This window comes from Burkholderia pulmonis (genome assembly GCF_984667975.1).
This window is the reverse complement of record NZ_OZ480187.1, coordinates 692,625-711,486: the sequence shown is the minus strand read 5'-3', so window position 1 is coordinate 711,486 and position 18,862 is coordinate 692,625. Positions and strand designations below refer to the sequence as shown.

The window sequence follows — 18,862 nt, the reverse complement described above, 5'->3', positions numbered from 1 at the left end:
GCCCGTTGCAGGCCGGCGGCTTTCGGCATCAACCGCCGAGGTACGCCTGCTTGATGCGATCGTTCGCGAGCAGGTTCGCGCCCGTGTCCGCCAGCACCACGCGCCCCGTTTCGAGCACGTAGCCGCGGTCGGCCACGCCGAGCGCCTTGTTCGCGTTCTGCTCGACGAGGAACACCGTGACGCCTTCGTCGCGAATCGCCCGGATGATGTCGAAGATCTGCGCGATCACGAGCGGCGCGAGGCCGAGCGTCGGTTCGTCGAGCAGCAGCAGGCGCGGCTTGCTCATCAGCGCACGGCCGATCGCCAGCATCTGCTGCTCGCCGCCCGACATCGTGCCGGCCCGCTGCGCCGCGCGTTCCTTCAGGCGCGGAAACAGCTTGAACACGTGCTCGATGCCGTCGTCGATCTCGTGGCGGCTCGCGAAGAAGCCGCCCATCTTCAGGTTTTCGAGCACCGTCAGGCTCGGGAACACGCGCCGCCCTTCCGGCGAAATCGCCATCCCCTGCCGCATGATCTGGTGCGTCGACATCCCGGTGATGTCCTTGCCCTCGAACAGCACGCGGCCCGACGATGCGCGCGGCGTGCCGCACACGGTCATCATCAGCGTCGTCTTGCCGGCGCCGTTGCTGCCGATCAGCGTGACGATCTCGCCCTTGTTCACCTCGATCGACACGCCCGCGAGCGCTTCGACCGCGCCATAGTGCGTATGGACCTGTTCCAGCTTCAGCATCACTCTTCCCCCAGATACGCCTTGATCACGCGCGGGTCGTTGCGGACCGCTTCCGGCGTGCCGATCACGATCGGCCGGCCGTGCTCCATCACGAGGATGCGGTCGGACACGCCCATCACGAGGCTCATGTCGTGTTCGATCAGCAGCACCGATACGCCGAATTCGCGGCGCAGCTTGTCGATCAGGTGCTGCAGCTCGATCTTTTCCTGCGGGTTGAGGCCGGCCGCCGGCTCGTCGAGCATCAGGAGGCGCGGCTCGGTGATCATGCAGCGCGCGATCTCCAGACGCCGCTGGTGCCCGTACGACAGCGTGCCGGCCTGGCGGTTGGCAACCGCCGTCAGCCCCATCCGGTCGAGCCACACGGCCGCGCGTTCGAGCGCTTCCTTCTCCGCGTGACGATACGCGGGCGTCGCGAACAGGCCATGCAGCAGCCCCGCCTTCACCTTGCGGTGCTGCGCGACGAGCAGGTTCTCGACGACGGTCAGCGACTTGAACAGGCGGATGTTCTGGAACGTCCGCACGAGCCCCTTCAACGCGATCTTGTGGCTCGGCAGCCCTGCGATCGCATGGCCGTCGAGCACGACGTCGCCGCCGGTCGGCTTGTAGAAGCCGCCGACGCAGTTGAACACCGTGGTCTTGCCCGCGCCGTTCGGCCCGATGATCGCGAACACCTCGTCGCGGCGCACGTCGAAATCGATGCCGTCCACCGCGAGCAACCCGCCGAAGCGCATCTGCAGCCCGGCGACCTTCAACAGTTCTGCATTCGCGCTCATTGCGGCAGCTCCACGTGGGGACGGCTCGCGGGCAGCAGGCCCTGCGGACGCCACATCATCATCAACACCATCACGAGACCGAAGATCAGCATCCGGTACTCGGCGAAGCCGCGCGCGACTTCCGGCAGCACGGTCAGCAGGATTGCCGCGAGAATCACGCCGAGCTGCGAGCCCATCCCGCCGAGCACGACGATCGCGAGGATCAGCGCCGATTCGATGAAGGTGAACGATTCAGGATTCACGAGGCCCTGACGCGCCGCGAAGAACGCGCCGCCGATACCGGCGAACGCCGCGCCGAGCGTGAACGCCGACAGCTTGATGCGCGTCGGGTTCAGGCCGAGCGAACGGCATGCGATTTCGTCGTCGCGCAGTGCTTCCCACGCGCGGCCCATCGGCATGCGGATCAGGCGGCTCGTCACGAACAGCGTGAAGCAGACCAGCACCAGCGCGATCAGGTACAGGAAGATCACCATGTGCTCGCCGCTGTATTCCAGCCCGATCAGTTCATGGAAGGTCTTCGCGCCTTCGACGCTCGCCGTGCGCGCCATCTCGAAGCCGAACACCGTCGGCTTCGGAATGCTCGAGATGCCGTCCGGGCCACCCGTCAGGTCGGTCAGGTTGTTCGCGAGCAGGCGGATGATTTCGCCGAAGCCGAGCGTGACGATCGCGAGATAGTCGCCGCGCAGGCGCAGCACCGGGAAGCCCAGCAGGAAGCCGAACGTCGCCGCCGCGATCGCCGCGAGCGGCAGGCACTCCCAGAACGACAGCCCGAAATACTGGTTGAGCATCGCGTACGTATAGCCGCCGACCGCGTAGAACCCGACATAGCCGAGATCGAGCAGGCCCGCGAAGCCGACCACGATGTTCAGCCCGAGGCCGAGGATCACGTAGATCAGCGCGAGCGTCGCGACGTCCACCGCACCGCGCGAGCCGAAGAACGGCCACACGAACCCGATCGCGAGCATCACCCAGATGATCACGCGCTGCTGCTGCGCGCCCATCGCGGGCACCGCCGGCAGCTTCACCGCCGCCTTCGCGCGCACGAGCCACGGCTTGAACAACTGGAACAGGAACACGGCCGCGACCGCGATCCACACCGGGCGCCAGTGCGGCGTCAGCACGACCTGATAACCGTCGAGCCTCAGTTGCAGGCCGAGCACCGGAATCGTGAGGATCGCCGTCAGGAACGCGGCGGCCACGGCATTCTTCAGCGCCTGGCCGATCGACGCGTCGGCGGCCGGGCGGCGAACGGAAATGACTTGACTCATCTGCGTCTCCCTCAAACCTTTTCGATGTCCGACTTGCCGAGCAGGCCGGTCGGGCGGAAGAGCAGGATCAGCACGAGCAGGCCGAACGCGACCACGTCCTTGTACTCGGCCGGCATGTAGCCTGCGGCGAAGGTTTCGGCGAGGCCGAGCAGCACGCCGCCGAGCATCGCGCCCGGGATGCTGCCGATCCCGCCGAGCACCGCGGCGGTGAACGCCTTGATGCCCGCGACGAAGCCGATATACGGATTCAGCTTGCCGATCGTCAGCCCGATCAGCACGCCGCCGACGGCCGCCAGCATCGCGCCGAGCACGAACGTGAACGAGATCACGCGGTTCGTGTCGATGCCGAGCAGGTTCGCCATCTTCATGTCCTCGGCGCACGCGCGACACGCACGACCCATCCGCGAATGCGAGATGAACAGCGTGAGCGCGATCATCAGCACGAGCGTCACGCAGACGATCATCAGGCGCGAATACGGGATGGTCACGTCGAAGTCGCCACCGAGATGGATGTCGAACGCGCCGGAGATCAGCACGGGCACGGACACGTCGCGTGCGCCCTGGCCGATCTGCACGTAGTTCTGCAGGAAGATCGACATGCCGATCGCGGAGATCAGCGGCACGAGGCGCGGGCCGCCGCGCAGCGGACGGTACGCAACGCGCTCGACCGCGAAGCCGTACAGGCCGGTGACGATCACCGACACGATCAGTGCGGCGCCGAGCACGAGCGGCAGCGGATAGCCGGCGGAGATGCCGATTGCAGTGAGGGTCACGAGGCCCACGTAGGCGCCGATCATGTAGATCTCGCCGTGGGCGAAGTTGATCATGCCGATGATGCCGTAGACCATCGAATAGCCGATGGCGATCAACGCATAGATCGCACCCAGCGTCAGGCCGTTGACCAGCTGCTGGGCGAATTGCGGAAAGAAGTCAGTCATGTGCGGGAAGCTCCCGTTGGCGTTGTGTCGCATGCCGTCGCCGGATCACGGCGTTCGGCCGCGCGCAACGCACGGTGTCGTCTCGGGCCGCCCCTTGGCTGCGCACTGGGCCGATGCGCGGCCAATACGCACCCGCCCCGTCCGGGTTTCGGACAGGGCGGGTGCGCGGGCGGGTACTCCGTATTACTTGGCGGCGGTCTTCGTCGCGTCCTTGTGCCACGTGTAGACAACGAACTTGAACGCCTTCAGGTCGCCCTGAGCGTCATACGACACCTTGCCGATCGGCGTGTCGAACGTCGTCTTGTGCATGTACGCGGCGACCTTCGTCGGGTCGGTCGACTTCGCTCCTGCGATCGAGTCGGCGATGATCTTCACCGCTGCGTACGCCGGCATCTGGAACGGGCCGTTCGGGTCGCGCTTCTTGTCCGCGAACGCCTTCACGAGCGCCGCGTTGGCCGGATCGGCCGAGAAGTCGGCCGGCAGCGTGACGAGCATGCCTTCCGAAGCCGGGCCGGCGATGGCCGTCACGTCCTTGTTGCCCACGCCTTCAGGCCCCATGAACGTTGCCTTCACGCCCTGCTCGCGCGCCTGGCGCATCAGCAGGCCCATTTCCGGGTGGTAGCCGCCGAAGTAGACGAAATCGACGCCTTGCGACTTCAGCTTCGTGATGATCGCCGAGTAGTCCGAATCGCCGGCGTTGATGCCTTCGAACAGGACGACCGGGATCTTCGCGGCTTCGAGGTCCTTCTTCACCGACGTCGCGATGCCCTGGCCGTACGACTGCTTGTCGTGCAGGACCGCGACCTTCTTCGGCTTCACGTGGTTGATGATGTACTGCGCAGCAGCCGGGCCTTGCTGGTCGTCACGGCCGATCGTGCGGAAGATGAAGTGGCGCTTCTTGCCTTCGGTCAGCTGCGGCGCGGTGGCCGACGGCGTGACCATCACGATGCCTTCGTTCTCGTAGATATCCGAGGCCGGGATCGTCGAACCCGAGCACACGTGACCGATCACGTACTTGATCTTCTGGCTGACGATCTTGTTGGCGACGGCGACGGCCTGCTTCGGTTCGCACGCGTCGTCCATCATCACGACTTCAAACTTGTTGCCGCCCGCACCGCCGGCTGCGTTGATCTGCTCGATCGCGGTCAGCGCACCGGCCTTCACCATGTCGCCATACTGGGCGACCGAACCGCTCATCGGACCAGCGATGGCGATCTTCACGGTTTCCGCTTGCGCGGCGGCGGCGGCGGCGGCGAACAGCACGGCGGCGACGGAAATGGACGTAAGACGGGACAGCGTCATCTGGGAGCTCCTCGATGTTGTTTAGTCATACGGGCAAAGGCGGCATGACTTGCGCAATCGAACAGCACCCGGGGCGAGGACATGGGACACGCCCGAGACACATAGAAGACGGAACTCCAGCGGAATGTTGCGTAGCGGGGCCCGGCTCTTGCAGTCCCCGAAGGGGACGTCTGGTTCGGAAAGACATCGTGATGCGTCTTGCATTGCGCAAGCGTTTCGCCTGCCCCGCTTGCCAAACCGCTTGATCGGAGGGATGGTCCGACAGCCGTTGGCAAGGCAGTCGAAATTATATGAGCGTTTTTAAATCGTCTGTCAAAAATGCCGGTCGACCGAGGGAAAACACGTAGGTTTATGTGATGCCTGGGTGGCGACCAGGGAGCAACCTCAGGAGGTCGAGAACGTTTGCTTCGAGTGCAATCCGGTTGCTATTTGACGGGGTGATCGGGCGAGGTGCCTTGCTGTTCTTGAGGTTCAGCGATTGGCGGCTTTTCGCGACGCGCTTTCGGGCTGCCAAGGGTCCGATCGTTGAAAATCAATCGACTGATGATTGAGTGGCCGCGCACCCATGCAGGGCGTTCGGGCGAAGCGGTAAATCCTTCTGTTTACCAACAGGCCTAAACATTTTGAAAGCTCGTTGATATTTCCATGAAATAATACGGATTCGCTTCTGCAATCCAGCCAGCCTCCCTGCAAGTCGCGCCCGCCGCGCCTCGCAGTCGCTTCAGGGCCGCTTCGACGCCCCTCCGTCGCCCAGCCGCCAGCCAGTGATCTGCCGTTTTGTTCAATGCACATCACCTGCTTCGGATCGCCTATGAATCACCCCGTCCGCTTCTCTTCTGCCGCCGCGATCGCGTGCGCGCTTTCTGTTTCCACTGCCAGTGCTTCGGGACGCGATACGCTGACCGATCGGTCGGCCGGTGCCAACGTATTTCGCTCGGAGCGGCGTGCTGCCGCTCGCGATGACGGGCATGCGGCGCGTGTGAGCCGCCGACGCGTGCAGTACGCTGCGCCTGCGGGGCGCAGTCCGTTCGATACGCAGGATGGGCGGCCACTGCGTGCGACAAGCGATGCGCTTGTCGCATCGCCGCCTTCCTTTAAACACAAACCCGATTTTGCATTGCCCCCGAACCGCGTCGCGCTCGGTGCGGGCGGGAAAGATAGTTTGGGTCGCGCCGTGCCCAGGTATGAGCAGCGCGAGCAGAACTGGAATGAATACCTGCGTGCCAATGGTTCGCGGCCGGCCGGGAGTGGTGGGTCGTATGCGCCACAACGGCCGTACGATTCGCCGCGTGGGCCGCATGGCGCGCCGAATCCGTTCGATCCTTCGGTGCCGCAGCCGGAGACGCGGACGTTCTATGACAACGGCTCGGGGACGAAGTGCACGGCTACCGGCGGAGCGGGGACGTCGCGGTCGTCTTGCAAAATCGGGTGGTGATGTGTGGGGTTGGGCGGCTGCTATTGCGGCTGCCCGGCGCGCTGCGCGACGTCGCGCAGCGCGGCCGCATCCCGCGGCATTGCGCTTAAAGCTGCGTGATGATCAGCCTCCACGGCTCAATCTCGATCCGCGCCTTGCGGCCCGGAACAAAACACGCATCGTTGATCAGCCACATTCCACCAATCTTCATGTACGGATAAAACCTGTCCGGTCTCTGGTCCGTGGTCTTCGGGGTACCCCACATTTCCTGGATCGTGACGAAACGTTCCGTCTTCGGTGGTCGTGCTTTATGATTCGGCTTAGCCATGGACAACTCCTATTTAGTTGGCTGTGGTTAGCGGGTCGTGAGTGTTGGTAGCACTTGCGGCCCGCGCTCGTTTACAGCTGCAGCTTTATTGTTCGGATTCCTCCTTTGTTGGTGAATCGATGAAAGCGATGCTTCGATAGAAGATCAGCACATGTGGCACGTCCATTCGCGCGCACTGCAGGCACGCGATCATCAGTTGGGCTTTGCGTAATTAGACCATCGTCGACGCTTATTTGGCTGTATGTTAGCCATTGGGTATAGGTACGCGATTTGGTCCGTTCCAGGGTCATTGCGCGTGTTGATGCCAAGGGCAAGCGGCTCGACGCCAGCGGGATCTGCCTTGGAACGCAATTGATCGGAACGTGACGATTTGAAACGGTTTGACGGTGGTCATGTGTCGCGCATGGTCGCCGACTGCATAGCGATGAACCTGCGCCTCACCGGCCTCCATCGCGAGACGGGCGTAGCGGTTGCCATCATCGTCAAGATGGCATGCGCATTAGACATTCGCGCAGACGCTTAATCAACTCCGGATTGCCGACACAATCGACGGGACGAATATTGTCGAGTGCCGGAACATTCTAATTTATCCACTTTCGAGCAGATTTTAGGCCAGCAACCCAATAGATCGTATAAGCAAGATCGAGTTGCTCATTGAGAGCCTTAGCAAGATCCTGAACCTCCTGCAAGTCCTTGTATTTTGCGAAGAGATCGGAGAAATTTTCCCAGGCATCATCGCCAGTGTAGTATTGTTCGAGATGAATCAAGTCACAATCCTCCCAAGGAAATTAGATTGACGTCATCCTGACTACGCACCGACGATACGACAACAGCATCATTGCCGCCCGGTCTCGTTCAGCTTCAATTAGCGAGTGTGTTTGCAGTTTTTCCCGACAGTTTTCCAAGTATGAGCAGCAGATTCATGGTCGCAGTAGCGTGCTTTCACACACTGGAACGAGCCATCGCATGCGAGCTCCATCACTCACCCCAAAATTTTAAATCACTCTATTCCACGATCCATTTTCCACCCTCTCCGGCTCCACGAATACCCAAATCGAATAGCACCGAGTGCAGCGATAATACACTGCAGAACCTGCCGATCCTGGTGCATCGGAGTCGAAATGAGGTGGCGCAATTTCCGCTAGTGTTCCGCTGGTAACGGCGGCGTCACGACGTTGCGAATATTGTTGATATTCCTGACGGGATACGAACTGTTTGGGCGAACCTGTGCCGCGACAGTACTCGCAAGCCGGAAGCAACTGTGCAATCGCCTCATTGCACTGCGCTTCGCCTCCTCGTTTAAGCTTCAGCAATTGACCTCGTGGAATTTGTACCTCTACGCGCGCGCCTTCGTTGTCTAACCACTCGCGCAGTTGCCGCAAGTCAATCTCTCGATCGCGATAACGACGAAGTATCTCCTCAATATCTCTCTCCATAGAATTCACATTTACCCCCCAAAAAAACATAAAATCCCGATTTTCGCCTTTTCAGATCCCCCAAACATCTAATCATTTTTTCGCCACACCACCCGCCTCCAGCCAGATGCCTAGTAGACATCGCTCCGCTGCGACATGACTAAACGTATCCAATGAAATTTACATCTCAGCTTTCTGCGATAATTATGAGATAATTCATACAACCGGATCTTGCTGCGCGCCCATCAGCCCGCAGCCCCCCCACAGATCCAAATAAAATCTGGCCACCCCTAAAGAGGGATAAGCAACGCCATCAACTGGGATCCGCACCGCCTCGAAATTTATCTGCGAACCCTTTCCCAGTCGGATATTTATCAAAAAATACAACATCCGTCTTGTTCTTGATCTCCAGATTGAAAATATTCACCCCTCCTTTTTTTAATCTCAGCCCATATCCGTATATCCTCTCCTCCACATCATCCAGTAAAGAAAGCACCATACCATCAACCAGATTCGAATACTCTTCAATGAGCGCCGCAAGCTCATCAGTAAAAATATATTCGATTATCTTTCCTTTAAAATAATGATCGATATTACCATCCGGATAATAATCAATTATTGCATATACTCGGCCATCACTTCCTTGAATAGAATCAATCATTATCCAGCCCCACAACCCTTAAAAGCACTCGGCAACTTTTCTTTGTTGGCATTGAATCCCTCAAAACCATCAGGATGTATAAGTCTCGCATGATTTTCACCCAACGCACCTTTAGTTGGATTATGAATAACATCAAACCCAGTTCCCCTCAGATCTTCCGCGCTTATTTGACCAACACTCGTAGCCGGTCGGTTCGGGAAAGCCTTATTCCAGATCTGCGCAGCCTCGTTAGCATCGGCTGCCCTAATCAACGAGACCCCAGCAGGATCCAGCTTTCCTTGCTCAATTGCTGCAAGCTCTCGGGAATTGAAATCAAAACTGTAAGGCCCATCTGTACTGACTCGAAATACTTGGGTTCCGTCGGGTAATGGAGCTCCAGCTACTAACGCGGTCAGCCCCAGCGGATCAATCCAGCTAGCTGGGCTGGGTGCGTACCGATAAAGGTTCGTTCCTCCCAGCAGGCCGATCGGATCCGGGCTGATAAATCGACCAATATCCGGATCGTAGAACCGGAACGTGTTGTAGTGCAGCCCCGTCTCACGATCCAGATACTGCCCTTGGAAACGCAGGTTCTGCGGTCGTGGTATATGGACTGACGGCAGCGCAGTTTCCTGCACCTCGCCCCATGCAGCGATCGACCGCTGCGGCACCCGTGCGATCCACTCCTCCTGCACCGCATTGCCCCACACTTTGTAGCGAGCCTGCCAGACCAACTCGCCATCGGCATCAGTCAACTCCTCCGGCAACCCCGACACATCGTTGTGGAAATAGTAGACCGCATCCCTTGCATCGGCATCATTCGCCGCCGGCTTGCCTTGATCGATCCGCGCCAACGGCACATAGCTGCTGGACTCATACAAATACGTCAGCGCTTCCTCACCCTGACGATCGTGATACGTCTCCTGCACGAGCCGCATCCCATCCCACAGGAAATCGGTACTCGCGTAACCCCCATTGAGCTTCCGAATCCGCCGACCAAAAGCGTCGTACTCGAAATGCGTTGTCGCGACCCCAAGACGATCCTTCGTCACGACGGTCTTGAGCTGGTTCCAATCGTCGTATTCAAGCGCCAGCTCTTTAGCCGGCCCATGACCACTAACCTTGCGAATCAGACGTCCATACGCGTCATACTCGAAGCGCTTGTCCTCGAACATCTTGAGCCGGTTGTGCTCGACGTAGCCGCCCGGGTGATCGCTCGACACCAGATTGGCCGCCGCATCCCAGCGAAACACTTCCGACGGCAACCCGGGCCCCGCCGCCTGTTCAATGCGACCAGTCGGGTCATACCGATAGCTCGTCGTACCGTAACGCTGATCCCGCTTCTGGATCACGTCGCCCACTGCATCGTATTGCCACTGCTTCGCCAGCAGATCGTCTGCAGCCCGTCCTCGCTGCGCGGCATGTCGAGCGCGCCGGCCTACCGCGTCATATCCGAAATGACTCGTCAGCTTGCCTTGTGTTCGTAACACCTCACGATGCAGATCATCGCGCTCCATATCCGCAATCGCGGCACCGTCAACGCGGATCTGGTGCACGTGTCCCGAGCCGTAATGCAGCCAGTCGATCGTGCGCTCGCCGGAGATGGTGGTGCTGACGCGATTGCCCAGTTCGTCGTACGTATGCGCGAGCCAGCCGGTCGGCGTGTATTCCTCGAGCACCGCTCCGCGCGCGTCGTATTTCAGACTGACGCGATTCTTCAGCGCCGGACCACGAGCGCTCAGCGTGTACAACTCGGCGGATGCGATTCGGCTCGCCTTGTCGTACAGATACTCGCAACGCTCGTGCGTGGCCTGCTTTGCCGTCAACCGCCCGATCGCATCGCGCTCGTATCGAGTCTCGGTCTGCCCTTCTCGTACTAGCGTGCCTTGCCCGCACACGTCGTATTCGTATGTACGCTTGTTGCCATCAAGGCCGATCTGCGCAGAAACCAGATCGCGCCGGTCATACTGAAAGCGATACGTCTCGCGATTCTCATTGGTCAAACTCGCGAGCCTGAACGCATCGTCATAACCGAACCGCACCACACGATCCGCCGCATCCGTACGCGACAGCAACAACCCACGCGGATCGAGTTCATAGCGCGTGCTGCGCTGATTCGCATCCACCACTTCAACGAGACGCCCGGCCGCGTCGTAACGGAACGTCTGCCGCGCACCATCGGCCGCCCCGATCCCCGTGACCCGCCCCATCGCGTCCGTTTCGTACACGGTCGACTGCCCGGCCGCATCGGTCACACGCGCAAGCGCACCACGTGCGTCATACCCGAACCGCGTGACCTTGCCTGAACAATCCGTGTACGCGGTCAACTGTGCCCGGCCATTCCACTCCAGAAACTTGTAGCCCCCGCGCGCGTCGCGGATCGTATGTACAAGCCCGCGCTCATCCCGGTGATACTCGGTCGCAGATCCCGCCGGATCGCGCGTCATCGTCAGGTTGCCGCGATCGTCGTACCGGTAGATCCACCGCGCATTCGCCGGATCGGTTTCAGCAACGGGCAGATCGTAGTGCCCGTTCCACTCCGTGCGCTCAACCTGGCCAAGCGCATCGATACGCTGCGTCTGCCGCCCGCGCTCGTCGTACTCGAAGCGCGTCGTATTCCCGGCGGGATCGGTCGTGCTGACCAACTGCCGCTTCGCGTTCCACTCCAGTTGCCAGACATGACCTTCAGCATCCGTATGGCTCGTCGGCTGCTGATCCTCGTTCCATGTCCACTGCGTCACGCGCCCGATCTGGTCGGTGATCGTCACCGAACGCTGCGCGAGATCCGCGTTGAACGTGTACGCTTCGCCGTCGTCGGTCCAGTGGCGCACGACACGCGCGTTGCGGCCAACGCCTTGCCACTCATAAAAGCACTGCAGGCCACCACGCAGCGTGTGCTGAACCATCAGCCCGTGCGCGTATGCGAAGCGTCGCCCGGTATGACCGCTGCGATCGGTCACGGCGATCAGTTCGCCGGCACCGTTGTACGCGTAACGCACCAGCGTGTCGGGCCGCTCGCCGTCCACACCACGCGTCAGCTCGATCGTCGCGATGCGTCGGAGGTGCGACCTGTCGTAGGTCAGCGTCAACAGCCGTCCGGCGCTGTCATGCAGCCGTGCCGGCCGCACAACTGCATCGGCCGTCTCTTGCTCCACCTCGATCCAGTTGCCGTTGCGATCCTCGAGACGCCACAGCTTGAGCGCCTCACTATCCGCATCGCTCCGCGCACGGCCGAAATCGCGATACAACCCGTCGACCGTTTCGACCACATAGTGGCCGCCGGCAGTGCAGATCAGGTAAATGCCTTCAGGCACGCTGAAATGACTCTCGCCCGGCGGCACAGCCGGAAACACGACGTCGCGCCCCTGCTCGTCCCAGTACGTGATCGACGTCACGTCACCATGCTCACGCGCAAGCCGCAGCTCGACGCTGATCGGCACGCTCCACCCAGTTCCGAACAGGCTGTCCGCACGATCGTCGTGGCTGCTGTAGAAACGCTGCCACACGATCGGCAGCGGCCCGGGCAACGCGAAATCGGTATCGTCCGTGCCATCGAGAATCTTGCCGCCGGTGATGACGTTGACCGGATGCCCCGCTGACGGCCTCGCGAGACTGCCCAGCCACGTCCCGAAGGCACTCGCCGCAAAATTCATCGCGATACACGGCGCCTTGCTCTTCAGGAACTGCCCCCAGCTCATCTTCCCGCGGCCGCAGACCGCCAGCGCAATCCCGAGCGCTGCCCCCAACCACCCGAGCCGGGTAGCCGACTTCACGTCCCGCACCCGCTGCGTGCCGCCGCCGATGAAGACGTTGTCGGAACCCATGGCAATCGTCCCGTCACAGGTCGTCTTGTCGCCCACGCGCGCAGCCGGTTGATCGTTGATATAAACACTCCCCGATCCGTCGGCGATCATCTGCGGGCCAGGATGATCGGTACACGCGACGGTATCGAGATCGCCCGGCTTCGCCGCCCGCGCCGCCGCCTTGTTGTTGACGTAGACGTTGCCCGAGCCGCTCGCGATCGCGCCTTTGATCACGGGCGGCACCATCGAATTGGCGATCGCCTTCGCGCCGTCGTCGATGGCCTCGTTCATCCCGCTCGCTTCCATCAGCGCGCCCGAGCCGACCGCCACCCCCACGCCGATCGCAATCACGAGCGGCGTCGCCAGCCCTGCCGTGCCGATCTCGAGCGCAGCGAGGCCGGCGAACACCAGCCCTTCCATCGCCTCCGCCACCAATGCGCCGACGATGGCGCCGCCAACCACCGACCCGACCGTGCCGACCAGCTCACCCAGGAGCGACGTGTGCTGGATCGGATCTTCGAAGCGAGCGGCCGCGAAGTTCTCCGCGCTCACGACGCGTCACCCGGCCCGAGCAGGGTCGGCCGAGCGGCACGCGGCTGGAAGCTGGCGAGCATCCGGTCGCCGATCGCCTGCTGCTCGTCGGTCAGCGGCGCCGCGCTGGTCAGCGTCATCACCAGCACGCGGCCGGCGTCGTCCGACGGAAATAGGGTCTGTACCTGATGCCAGAACCGGCCGTCCCGCTCGTGCGTGGAATCGATCTGGACACCCGCACACCCGGCGACCGTCACCGGCCGACGCGCCTTCTCGGTCAGCATTCGGGCATCGCGCGACGCGACTTCCCATTCGCGCGCAACGAACGCGTCGAGATTCTCCCCGTCGCGAAAACGCCCGCGGGCGATCACGAGATTGAGGCCGCCGGGGCCGGCGTTCATCATCAGGATGTTGACGGTGCGGTCGAGCGCCGCGTCCGGGAGTTCGAAGGTGCCTTCGTGGATTGCGTAGTGCATGGCGGGTTTTGTTCGCGTTATTTGTTGAGATCGATGCGCGTGCCGTTGACCATCACACCGTCGTCGGTCATCAGGATCACGGAGCCCTTGTGTTCGAGGCGAATGCCTTCCGGCGCAAGCGAAATCGAGCTGTCCTGCACCTTCAGCAGGATGCCGCGCTCGGCCATGTGCACCTGCGTGCCGCCCCCACCATCCTTGGCCGGCGTCGTCACCTCCACCGTGGTCGCGGTCGTACTGCGCTTCTCGGCAATCGTCTCGGTCAGGTTGCCCTGCGGAATCTGCTTCTCTTCACTGCCCGTCGCGACCAGCACGGTACGCATCGGCCCCAGCACCTTGTGCGTCTCGCTGTTCTCCACGATGGTGTTCATGTCCTTCTGGGCGTGCATGAAGAATTCCTGCATGCCGTTCGTGTCGGTCATGCGGATTTCGTTCGCCCCCTGCCCCTTGTGCGTCTGGCTCTTGATCCCCATCGTCTGGCCGGCCGCGCCGTGATACGGGTTGCCCTGCTCGCCGTTGAACACGCGGCCGACGATCACGGGGTTGTCAGGATCGCCTTGGTTGAACGCCACCAGCACTTCCTGCTTGATCCGCGGAATCGCGGCCGCCCCCCAGCCGTCGCCCGCCCACGGTTGCGACACGCGCACCCACATCGAATCGGAGCCGTCCTTCTTGCCGCGCCGGTCCCAGGGGAAATGCACTTTCACGGCGCTGCCGTTGGTGTAGATTTCCTCGCCCTTCGGGCCGACAACGAATGCCGATTGCGTGCCGTGAATCACCGGCTTCGGCGTGCCGCGCGGCGCACGATACGGAATCTTCTTCGGCAGCAGCGAGAAGCTGTTGCGATACGGCAGCTTCGCGCCGTGCTGCGTGTAATCGTTCACGGCCTCGTGACGCACGTGCAGGATCACGTATTCCTGGTTGTTGTCGAGGACCGGGTGATTGGCCACCGCGACAGCGCCCGCCGTCGTCATCCGCCATGCGTAGCCGCCGCCGGTATAGCGATGGGCCTGCGCCTCCTCGGCCTCCATCGCGAAACGGGCATAGCGGTTGCCGTCGTCGCCATGGTCGTACAGCGACTGGTGCTCGAACCGCTCGGTCGCGTCGAGCCGCGCATGCTTGAGGTTTTGCGGCCCGGCCTCCACCAGCATCAGCGGCGACGACGGATTCTGGTGATTGAAGTCGCGGAACGTGACCTTGCCGACGCCGAAGCGCCGGCCTTCGTGCAACTGGTCGATGCCGCTGTCCTCACTCGCCTCGGTGGCGGCGAACGGCACGGTTGCGAGCCCGTCGATCGGACGGAACAGCAGGTTCGTGTCGCCGATCACGAGAATGTGCTTGTCCTTCTCGTACCGGTGCGTCCAGACCAGCCCCTCCTGCTCCATCAATCGCGCGCAGAAGTTGTAGTAGCTCTCCTGGTACATCACGACGTACTCGAGCGGCTTGTGGTTCGTCCGGATGTCGAATGCGAAATCGGAAAACCCGTGTTCCTGGAAGATCTCGGTGAGGATGTCCTGCGCGGTCTTGTTCTGGAAGATCCGACAGTCGGTCGAGCGCGTCAGGAACCAGAACCACGGCACCGCCGTCAGGTGGTACTGCGTGACGTTCCCGGGGTTGCCGGCGCGGTCGAACGACGCGACGTAGCCGTCGAAGTACCGTTCGCCCTCGACGGCACCCGACGCCACGACGCGCTCGAGCGTCGACAGGCGCGCCTGCTGATCGAAGCGGATCTTGACCTGCTGGCCGATCAGGTCGTCGGGCCGCAGGTCGTGGCGGTGCGACAGCAAATCGAGGTGGATTTCCGGCAAGCGGTTCACGTGCTCGTCGACGACGGCCGCGCTGACCAGGAGAACATCCGGGCCGAGCGGCGTGTCGAGCGTCACGTAGCGGTTGAGCTGGGTCAGACGCGCGGGATTGGCGGCGCCGTTGATCGCCTCGGCGATTGCACCGGGCGTCTTGTCCATCAGCGAGAAACCCGTCTGCGCGAGCTGCATCGCCCGCTGGACGGTGTCGACGTGCCCGGCCAGGCCTGCGAGCGGCCCGAGACTGCCGGCCACGCTCGATGCAACCGGGCCGGCGAGGCCGCCGAGCGCGCTCAACGAGCCGAGCGCACTGCCGCCCAATCCAGTGGGAATACCCCCGTTCGGAGCGAAACTCATGCTTGTTCCTTTCTTATGATCTCAGGTTCCATGGGCCGGCTTGCCGGTCCGAAGCCACGATAATGTAGGGCAAAACCCGAATGCGTAGAAGATACCCGCAAACGTTGTCATTCAGGCCCTTAATAAACGAAAAACCAGTCGGAAGCTGGACGCCGGGACGCGGCTGCGCACGCCGCAGGGGCGATGAAAGCAGAGCCATCGGCCATCTCGATCAGCAGGAGGGCACCTGAGACATCACGACGATCCACGGATGCTCGCGTGTTCGCGTGAAAATAGTAGAAAAGAGTTAAAAATGACCGCGCCAAGATATCCCCGAGTCAGGGTTTGAACGAGCAGTCCCGGCAACTTGCCGGTCGGCAGACGCCCGCTCGCCAAACCAGCGCGCCCGGGCGGAGCGCCTTTCTCCTCACCGCGGCGAAACCACGATCGCCGCCCGTCGATTCTGCGCTCTCCCGCCCGGCGTCTTGTTGTCCCCCACCGGATCGAGCTTCCCTTCCCCGACGATCGCGATCTGCTTCGCATCGAGCCCGACGTCCACCAGTTCGATCGCCACGACCTCCGCCCGCCGCCTCGACAACTCGAGATCGTATTTCTCCGTCCCGTCGTCATCCGAGTACCCATAGACCCGCACGCCGTTGATCCCGGCCGACCGCAACGTCCGCCCGATCCGTTCAACGATGCGCCGCACATCCGGCTTCAGGTTGTACCGGTCAAAATCGAACAGGATCGGCCCGGTCGACCCGAACTCGAACCCCTGTCCAGTCTCCTGGAACCCGGCCGTCTTCAACGCCGTGACCTGCGTCGGCGTCAGCCCGCGATGAAGCGGCGGCGGCGTCTTGCAGCCCCCCAGCAGCATGCAAAGCAGCAGCGCGCTCGCGACGCACAGCCGCTCCATGCTCACAGGAAACAAGTGGTTCATTTTGCATCCCCTTCGAATGCGCCCTCGTTGGGCGCGCTTCTTGTCAATCGCTGCCGCGGCCTCGCCCGCAGCGCGAAACGTTAAACCTCAAGCCGATCCGACCACGCCCTCCGCCAGTTGCCAGGAGCCCGGCCGCGCGCGCTTGGCGCGGTACATCGCGGCATCCGCCGCCCGCAACAAGCCGTTCGCGTCCGATGCGTGATCGGGATACAGCGCAACGCCGGCACTCATCATGGTTGCCACCACGCGGCCGTCGGACAGCTCGATCGACGGCGCCATGCCGGACAGGATCTCGTCGGCGATCCGGCACACGCTGCCCGCTTCAGGCACCGCCGCCAGCATCACCGCGAATTCGTCGCCGCCCAGGCGTGCGACGAGATCGGCCTCGCGCACCTGCGTGCGCAGCCGCGACGCAATGCCGATCAGCACCGCGTCGCCGGCGTCGTGGCCGAGACAATCGTTGATCTCCTTGAAACGGTCGCAGTCGAGATACAGGATGGCGACCCGCTGCCCCGTCACGGTGGCGTCGCACAGCGCAAGCGAGAGGCGCGACTCGAACTGCATGCGGTTCGGCAATCCGGTCAGCGCATCGTGCGTCGCCTTGTGTTCGAGCGATGCGTTCTCGTCACGCAGCGTGTTCTGCCAGTCTTCGAATTCGTCGAGCAGTGCATTGAAGTCGTCGCCGAGCTGATTCAGTTCGGCGATCGCCACCGGCTCGACCCGCCGCGCGAACGCACGCTCGCGGCGCACCGCATGTGCAACGCCGGCCAGCGCACGCAGCGGCGAAACGATGTTGCGCAGCAGACGCTTCGAGCTGACGTACGCGCCGAACACGCTGACGGCCAGGCAGCCGAGAATGCCGCCGACACCGCCGAGCAGGAAGCCGAAGAACTGATGTCCGCGCCCTCGCACGACGACGTGCCCGACAACGATGCCGTCGTGCATCACCGGCACCGCCACCGGCCCGGGCAGCGCAACGTCGGCAACGGCGCGTTCGAGTCGCGCGATTCCGTTCCCGGCCGGCAACTGCCACGTCGCGAACAGCTGCCCCTTGCTGTCCGTGACGATCACCTGCGCGACGTCCTCGTCTCCGGCGATCAACCCGATCGCCTCGTTCGCCGCGACACGATCGCCGAACACGAGCGCCGCCTCGACCGTATAACCGAGCGAGCGCGCCAGCAGGTTCAGGTTGTTGCCCGCATACGCTCGCAACGCGATCACGGCGACGACGATCAGCGACACGGCCGCCATCGTCACCGCGACGAATGCCAGGCGCAGGTGCGCGCGACGCAACACGCTTTGCAGCGTCGGGCGCGATATGCGCGAGGCGGGAACGGGGAGCGCGGACCGTGTCATGGCGTCACCGGTCGCCGTGCGAGGTTGAGCACGTTCGGATGCACGCGCACGCCGCTGCGTGCGACGGCGTCGAGATTGATGTCGAACGACACGCGATCGCCATCGACGTTCAGGCAGAACATGCCGCCCGCGGTGCAGGACGGATCGTGTTCCGAAATCGTCAGCACCGGATGGCCGGCCACCGCGGCTCTCACCCGCGTTCGTTCATCGTTGCTCAGCGCGCCGAAATAGACGATGTCGCACGCGATGCCGAGCGCCGAATCATCGGGGCGCACGCGCTGCACATCGACCAGTGTCGAACCGGCTTCCAGCGTGTCGCCCAGGTCGCGTGCGTAATCGGGCCGGCCCGTGATGCACAGATGCAGGCGAACGGGCGTGGACGGCCAGCGCGTGAAGCTGATGATGCCGAGCACGACCTGGCGCACGGTCGTGTCGTGTGACGAAACGGGAGGATTCGCGGGGCTTGCGGCGGCGGCAATCTGCACGGTGTCGACCGGATCGTCCGTATTGGCGGCCGCACCGGCGGGCACGGCGGGGGCCGCCCCCAGAGCGCAAACGATTGCGAGAAATGCGTGGCGCAGCGACGTGGTCAGGCCAAGGCGGCCGCATACCTTGCACACGGCGTTGATCGCCGCGCCCGCTGGCGTCGCTGCAGTCGCGAGACTGACAGTCGACGCGCACACTTTCGCATCCATGATGGCAACATCCGCTGGCGTCGCTCCGGCGCTGCCTCCTGCCTCCCTCCATGCGCGTGCAGGCACCGAATTACGCGCATGATTGCTTCATCTTAGGTAAAAATTCGGATGACCAAGC

The 18,862-nt window shown here is 62.6% G+C and carries 16 protein-coding genes; 1 reads left to right on the top strand and 15 read right to left on the bottom strand.

The window, feature by feature from the left end; genetic code table 11:
* Nucleotides 1-28: 28 nt before the first annotated feature.
* From AC5LXK_RS19960 to AC5LXK_RS19940, 5 genes are all read right to left on the bottom strand, one after another.
* Nucleotides 29-730: an ABC transporter ATP-binding protein gene (locus tag AC5LXK_RS19960; protein ID WP_493393184.1), complete on the bottom strand. Its 702-nt coding sequence runs from the start codon at nt 728-730 to the stop codon at nt 29-31.
* Entirely contained in the window at nt 730-1,503 is a 774-nt protein-coding gene (gene livG, locus AC5LXK_RS19955) for a high-affinity branched-chain amino acid ABC transporter ATP-binding protein LivG (protein WP_174936649.1), read from the bottom strand. Before livG ends, AC5LXK_RS19960 begins: the two co-directional genes overlap by 1 nt.
* On the bottom strand, nt 1,500-2,771 hold the full coding sequence (locus AC5LXK_RS19950) for a high-affinity branched-chain amino acid ABC transporter permease LivM (protein WP_493393183.1): 1,272 nt from the start codon (nt 2,769-2,771) through the stop codon (nt 1,500-1,502). Before AC5LXK_RS19950 ends, livG begins: the two co-directional genes overlap by 4 nt.
* 11 nt (nt 2,772-2,782) lie before the next feature.
* Nucleotides 2,783-3,709, bottom strand: coding sequence for a high-affinity branched-chain amino acid ABC transporter permease LivH (gene livH / locus AC5LXK_RS19945; RefSeq protein WP_041493199.1), 927 nt, complete (start codon nt 3,707-3,709; stop codon nt 2,783-2,785).
* Nucleotides 3,710-3,892: 183 nt separating this feature from the next.
* Nucleotides 3,893-5,011, bottom strand: coding sequence for a branched-chain amino acid ABC transporter substrate-binding protein (locus AC5LXK_RS19940; RefSeq protein WP_493393182.1), 1,119 nt, complete (start codon nt 5,009-5,011; stop codon nt 3,893-3,895).
* A 784-nt stretch (nt 5,012-5,795) separates the two neighbouring features.
* Here AC5LXK_RS19940 and AC5LXK_RS19935 point away from each other — a divergent pair.
* Nucleotides 5,796-6,446, top strand: coding sequence for a hypothetical protein (locus AC5LXK_RS19935; protein ID WP_493393181.1), 651 nt, complete (start codon nt 5,796-5,798; stop codon nt 6,444-6,446).
* A gap of 85 nt (nt 6,447-6,531) precedes the next feature.
* On the opposite strand, the gene AC5LXK_RS19930 is transcribed toward AC5LXK_RS19935, so the two are convergent.
* The 10 genes from AC5LXK_RS19930 to yfiR all read right to left on the bottom strand — a co-directional run bounded on the left by AC5LXK_RS19930 (nt 6,532) and on the right by yfiR (nt 18,744).
* On the bottom strand, nt 6,532-6,753 hold the full coding sequence (locus AC5LXK_RS19930) for a hypothetical protein (protein ID WP_493393180.1): 222 nt from the start codon (nt 6,751-6,753) through the stop codon (nt 6,532-6,534).
* Nucleotides 6,754-7,334: 581 nt separating this feature from the next.
* Nucleotides 7,335-7,520, bottom strand: coding sequence for a hypothetical protein (locus AC5LXK_RS19925; RefSeq protein ID WP_493393179.1), 186 nt, complete (start codon nt 7,518-7,520; stop codon nt 7,335-7,337).
* A 228-nt stretch (nt 7,521-7,748) separates the two neighbouring features.
* Nucleotides 7,749-8,189, bottom strand: a complete 441-nt coding sequence (locus AC5LXK_RS19920; protein ID WP_493393178.1) for a hypothetical protein — start codon at nt 8,187-8,189, stop codon at nt 7,749-7,751.
* Nucleotides 8,190-8,481: 292 nt separating this feature from the next.
* Entirely contained in the window at nt 8,482-8,829 is a 348-nt protein-coding gene (locus tag AC5LXK_RS19915) for a hypothetical protein (RefSeq protein WP_493393177.1), read from the bottom strand.
* Nucleotides 8,829-13,163, bottom strand: a complete 4,335-nt coding sequence (locus AC5LXK_RS19910; RefSeq protein ID WP_493393176.1) for an RHS repeat-associated core domain-containing protein — start codon at nt 13,161-13,163, stop codon at nt 8,829-8,831. The genes AC5LXK_RS19915 and AC5LXK_RS19910 overlap by 1 nt, the downstream gene beginning before the upstream one ends.
* The gene (locus AC5LXK_RS19905) at nt 13,160-13,618 is read right to left on the bottom strand and encodes a DcrB-related protein (RefSeq protein ID WP_493393175.1); all 459 of its coding nucleotides are present in this window, start codon (nt 13,616-13,618) and stop codon (nt 13,160-13,162) included. The genes AC5LXK_RS19910 and AC5LXK_RS19905 overlap by 4 nt, the downstream gene beginning before the upstream one ends.
* Before the next feature lie 17 nt (nt 13,619-13,635).
* Nucleotides 13,636-15,774, bottom strand: coding sequence for a type VI secretion system Vgr family protein (locus AC5LXK_RS19900; protein WP_493393174.1), 2,139 nt, complete (start codon nt 15,772-15,774; stop codon nt 13,636-13,638).
* A gap of 406 nt (nt 15,775-16,180) precedes the next feature.
* The gene (yfiB, locus tag AC5LXK_RS19895) at nt 16,181-16,693 is read right to left on the bottom strand and encodes an outer membrane lipoprotein YfiB (RefSeq protein ID WP_493393173.1); all 513 of its coding nucleotides are present in this window, start codon (nt 16,691-16,693) and stop codon (nt 16,181-16,183) included.
* Nucleotides 16,694-16,780: 87 nt separating this feature from the next.
* Nucleotides 16,781-18,049: a diguanylate cyclase DgcN/YfiN gene (gene dgcN, locus AC5LXK_RS19890; RefSeq protein WP_493393172.1), complete on the bottom strand. Its 1,269-nt coding sequence runs from the start codon at nt 18,047-18,049 to the stop codon at nt 16,781-16,783.
* A complete protein-coding gene (yfiR, locus tag AC5LXK_RS19885) occupies nt 18,046-18,744 on the bottom strand; it encodes a regulatory sequestration protein YfiR (RefSeq protein WP_493393171.1) in 699 nt (232 codons plus the stop codon). Before yfiR ends, dgcN begins: the two co-directional genes overlap by 4 nt.
* Nucleotides 18,745-18,862 lie beyond the last annotated feature (118 nt).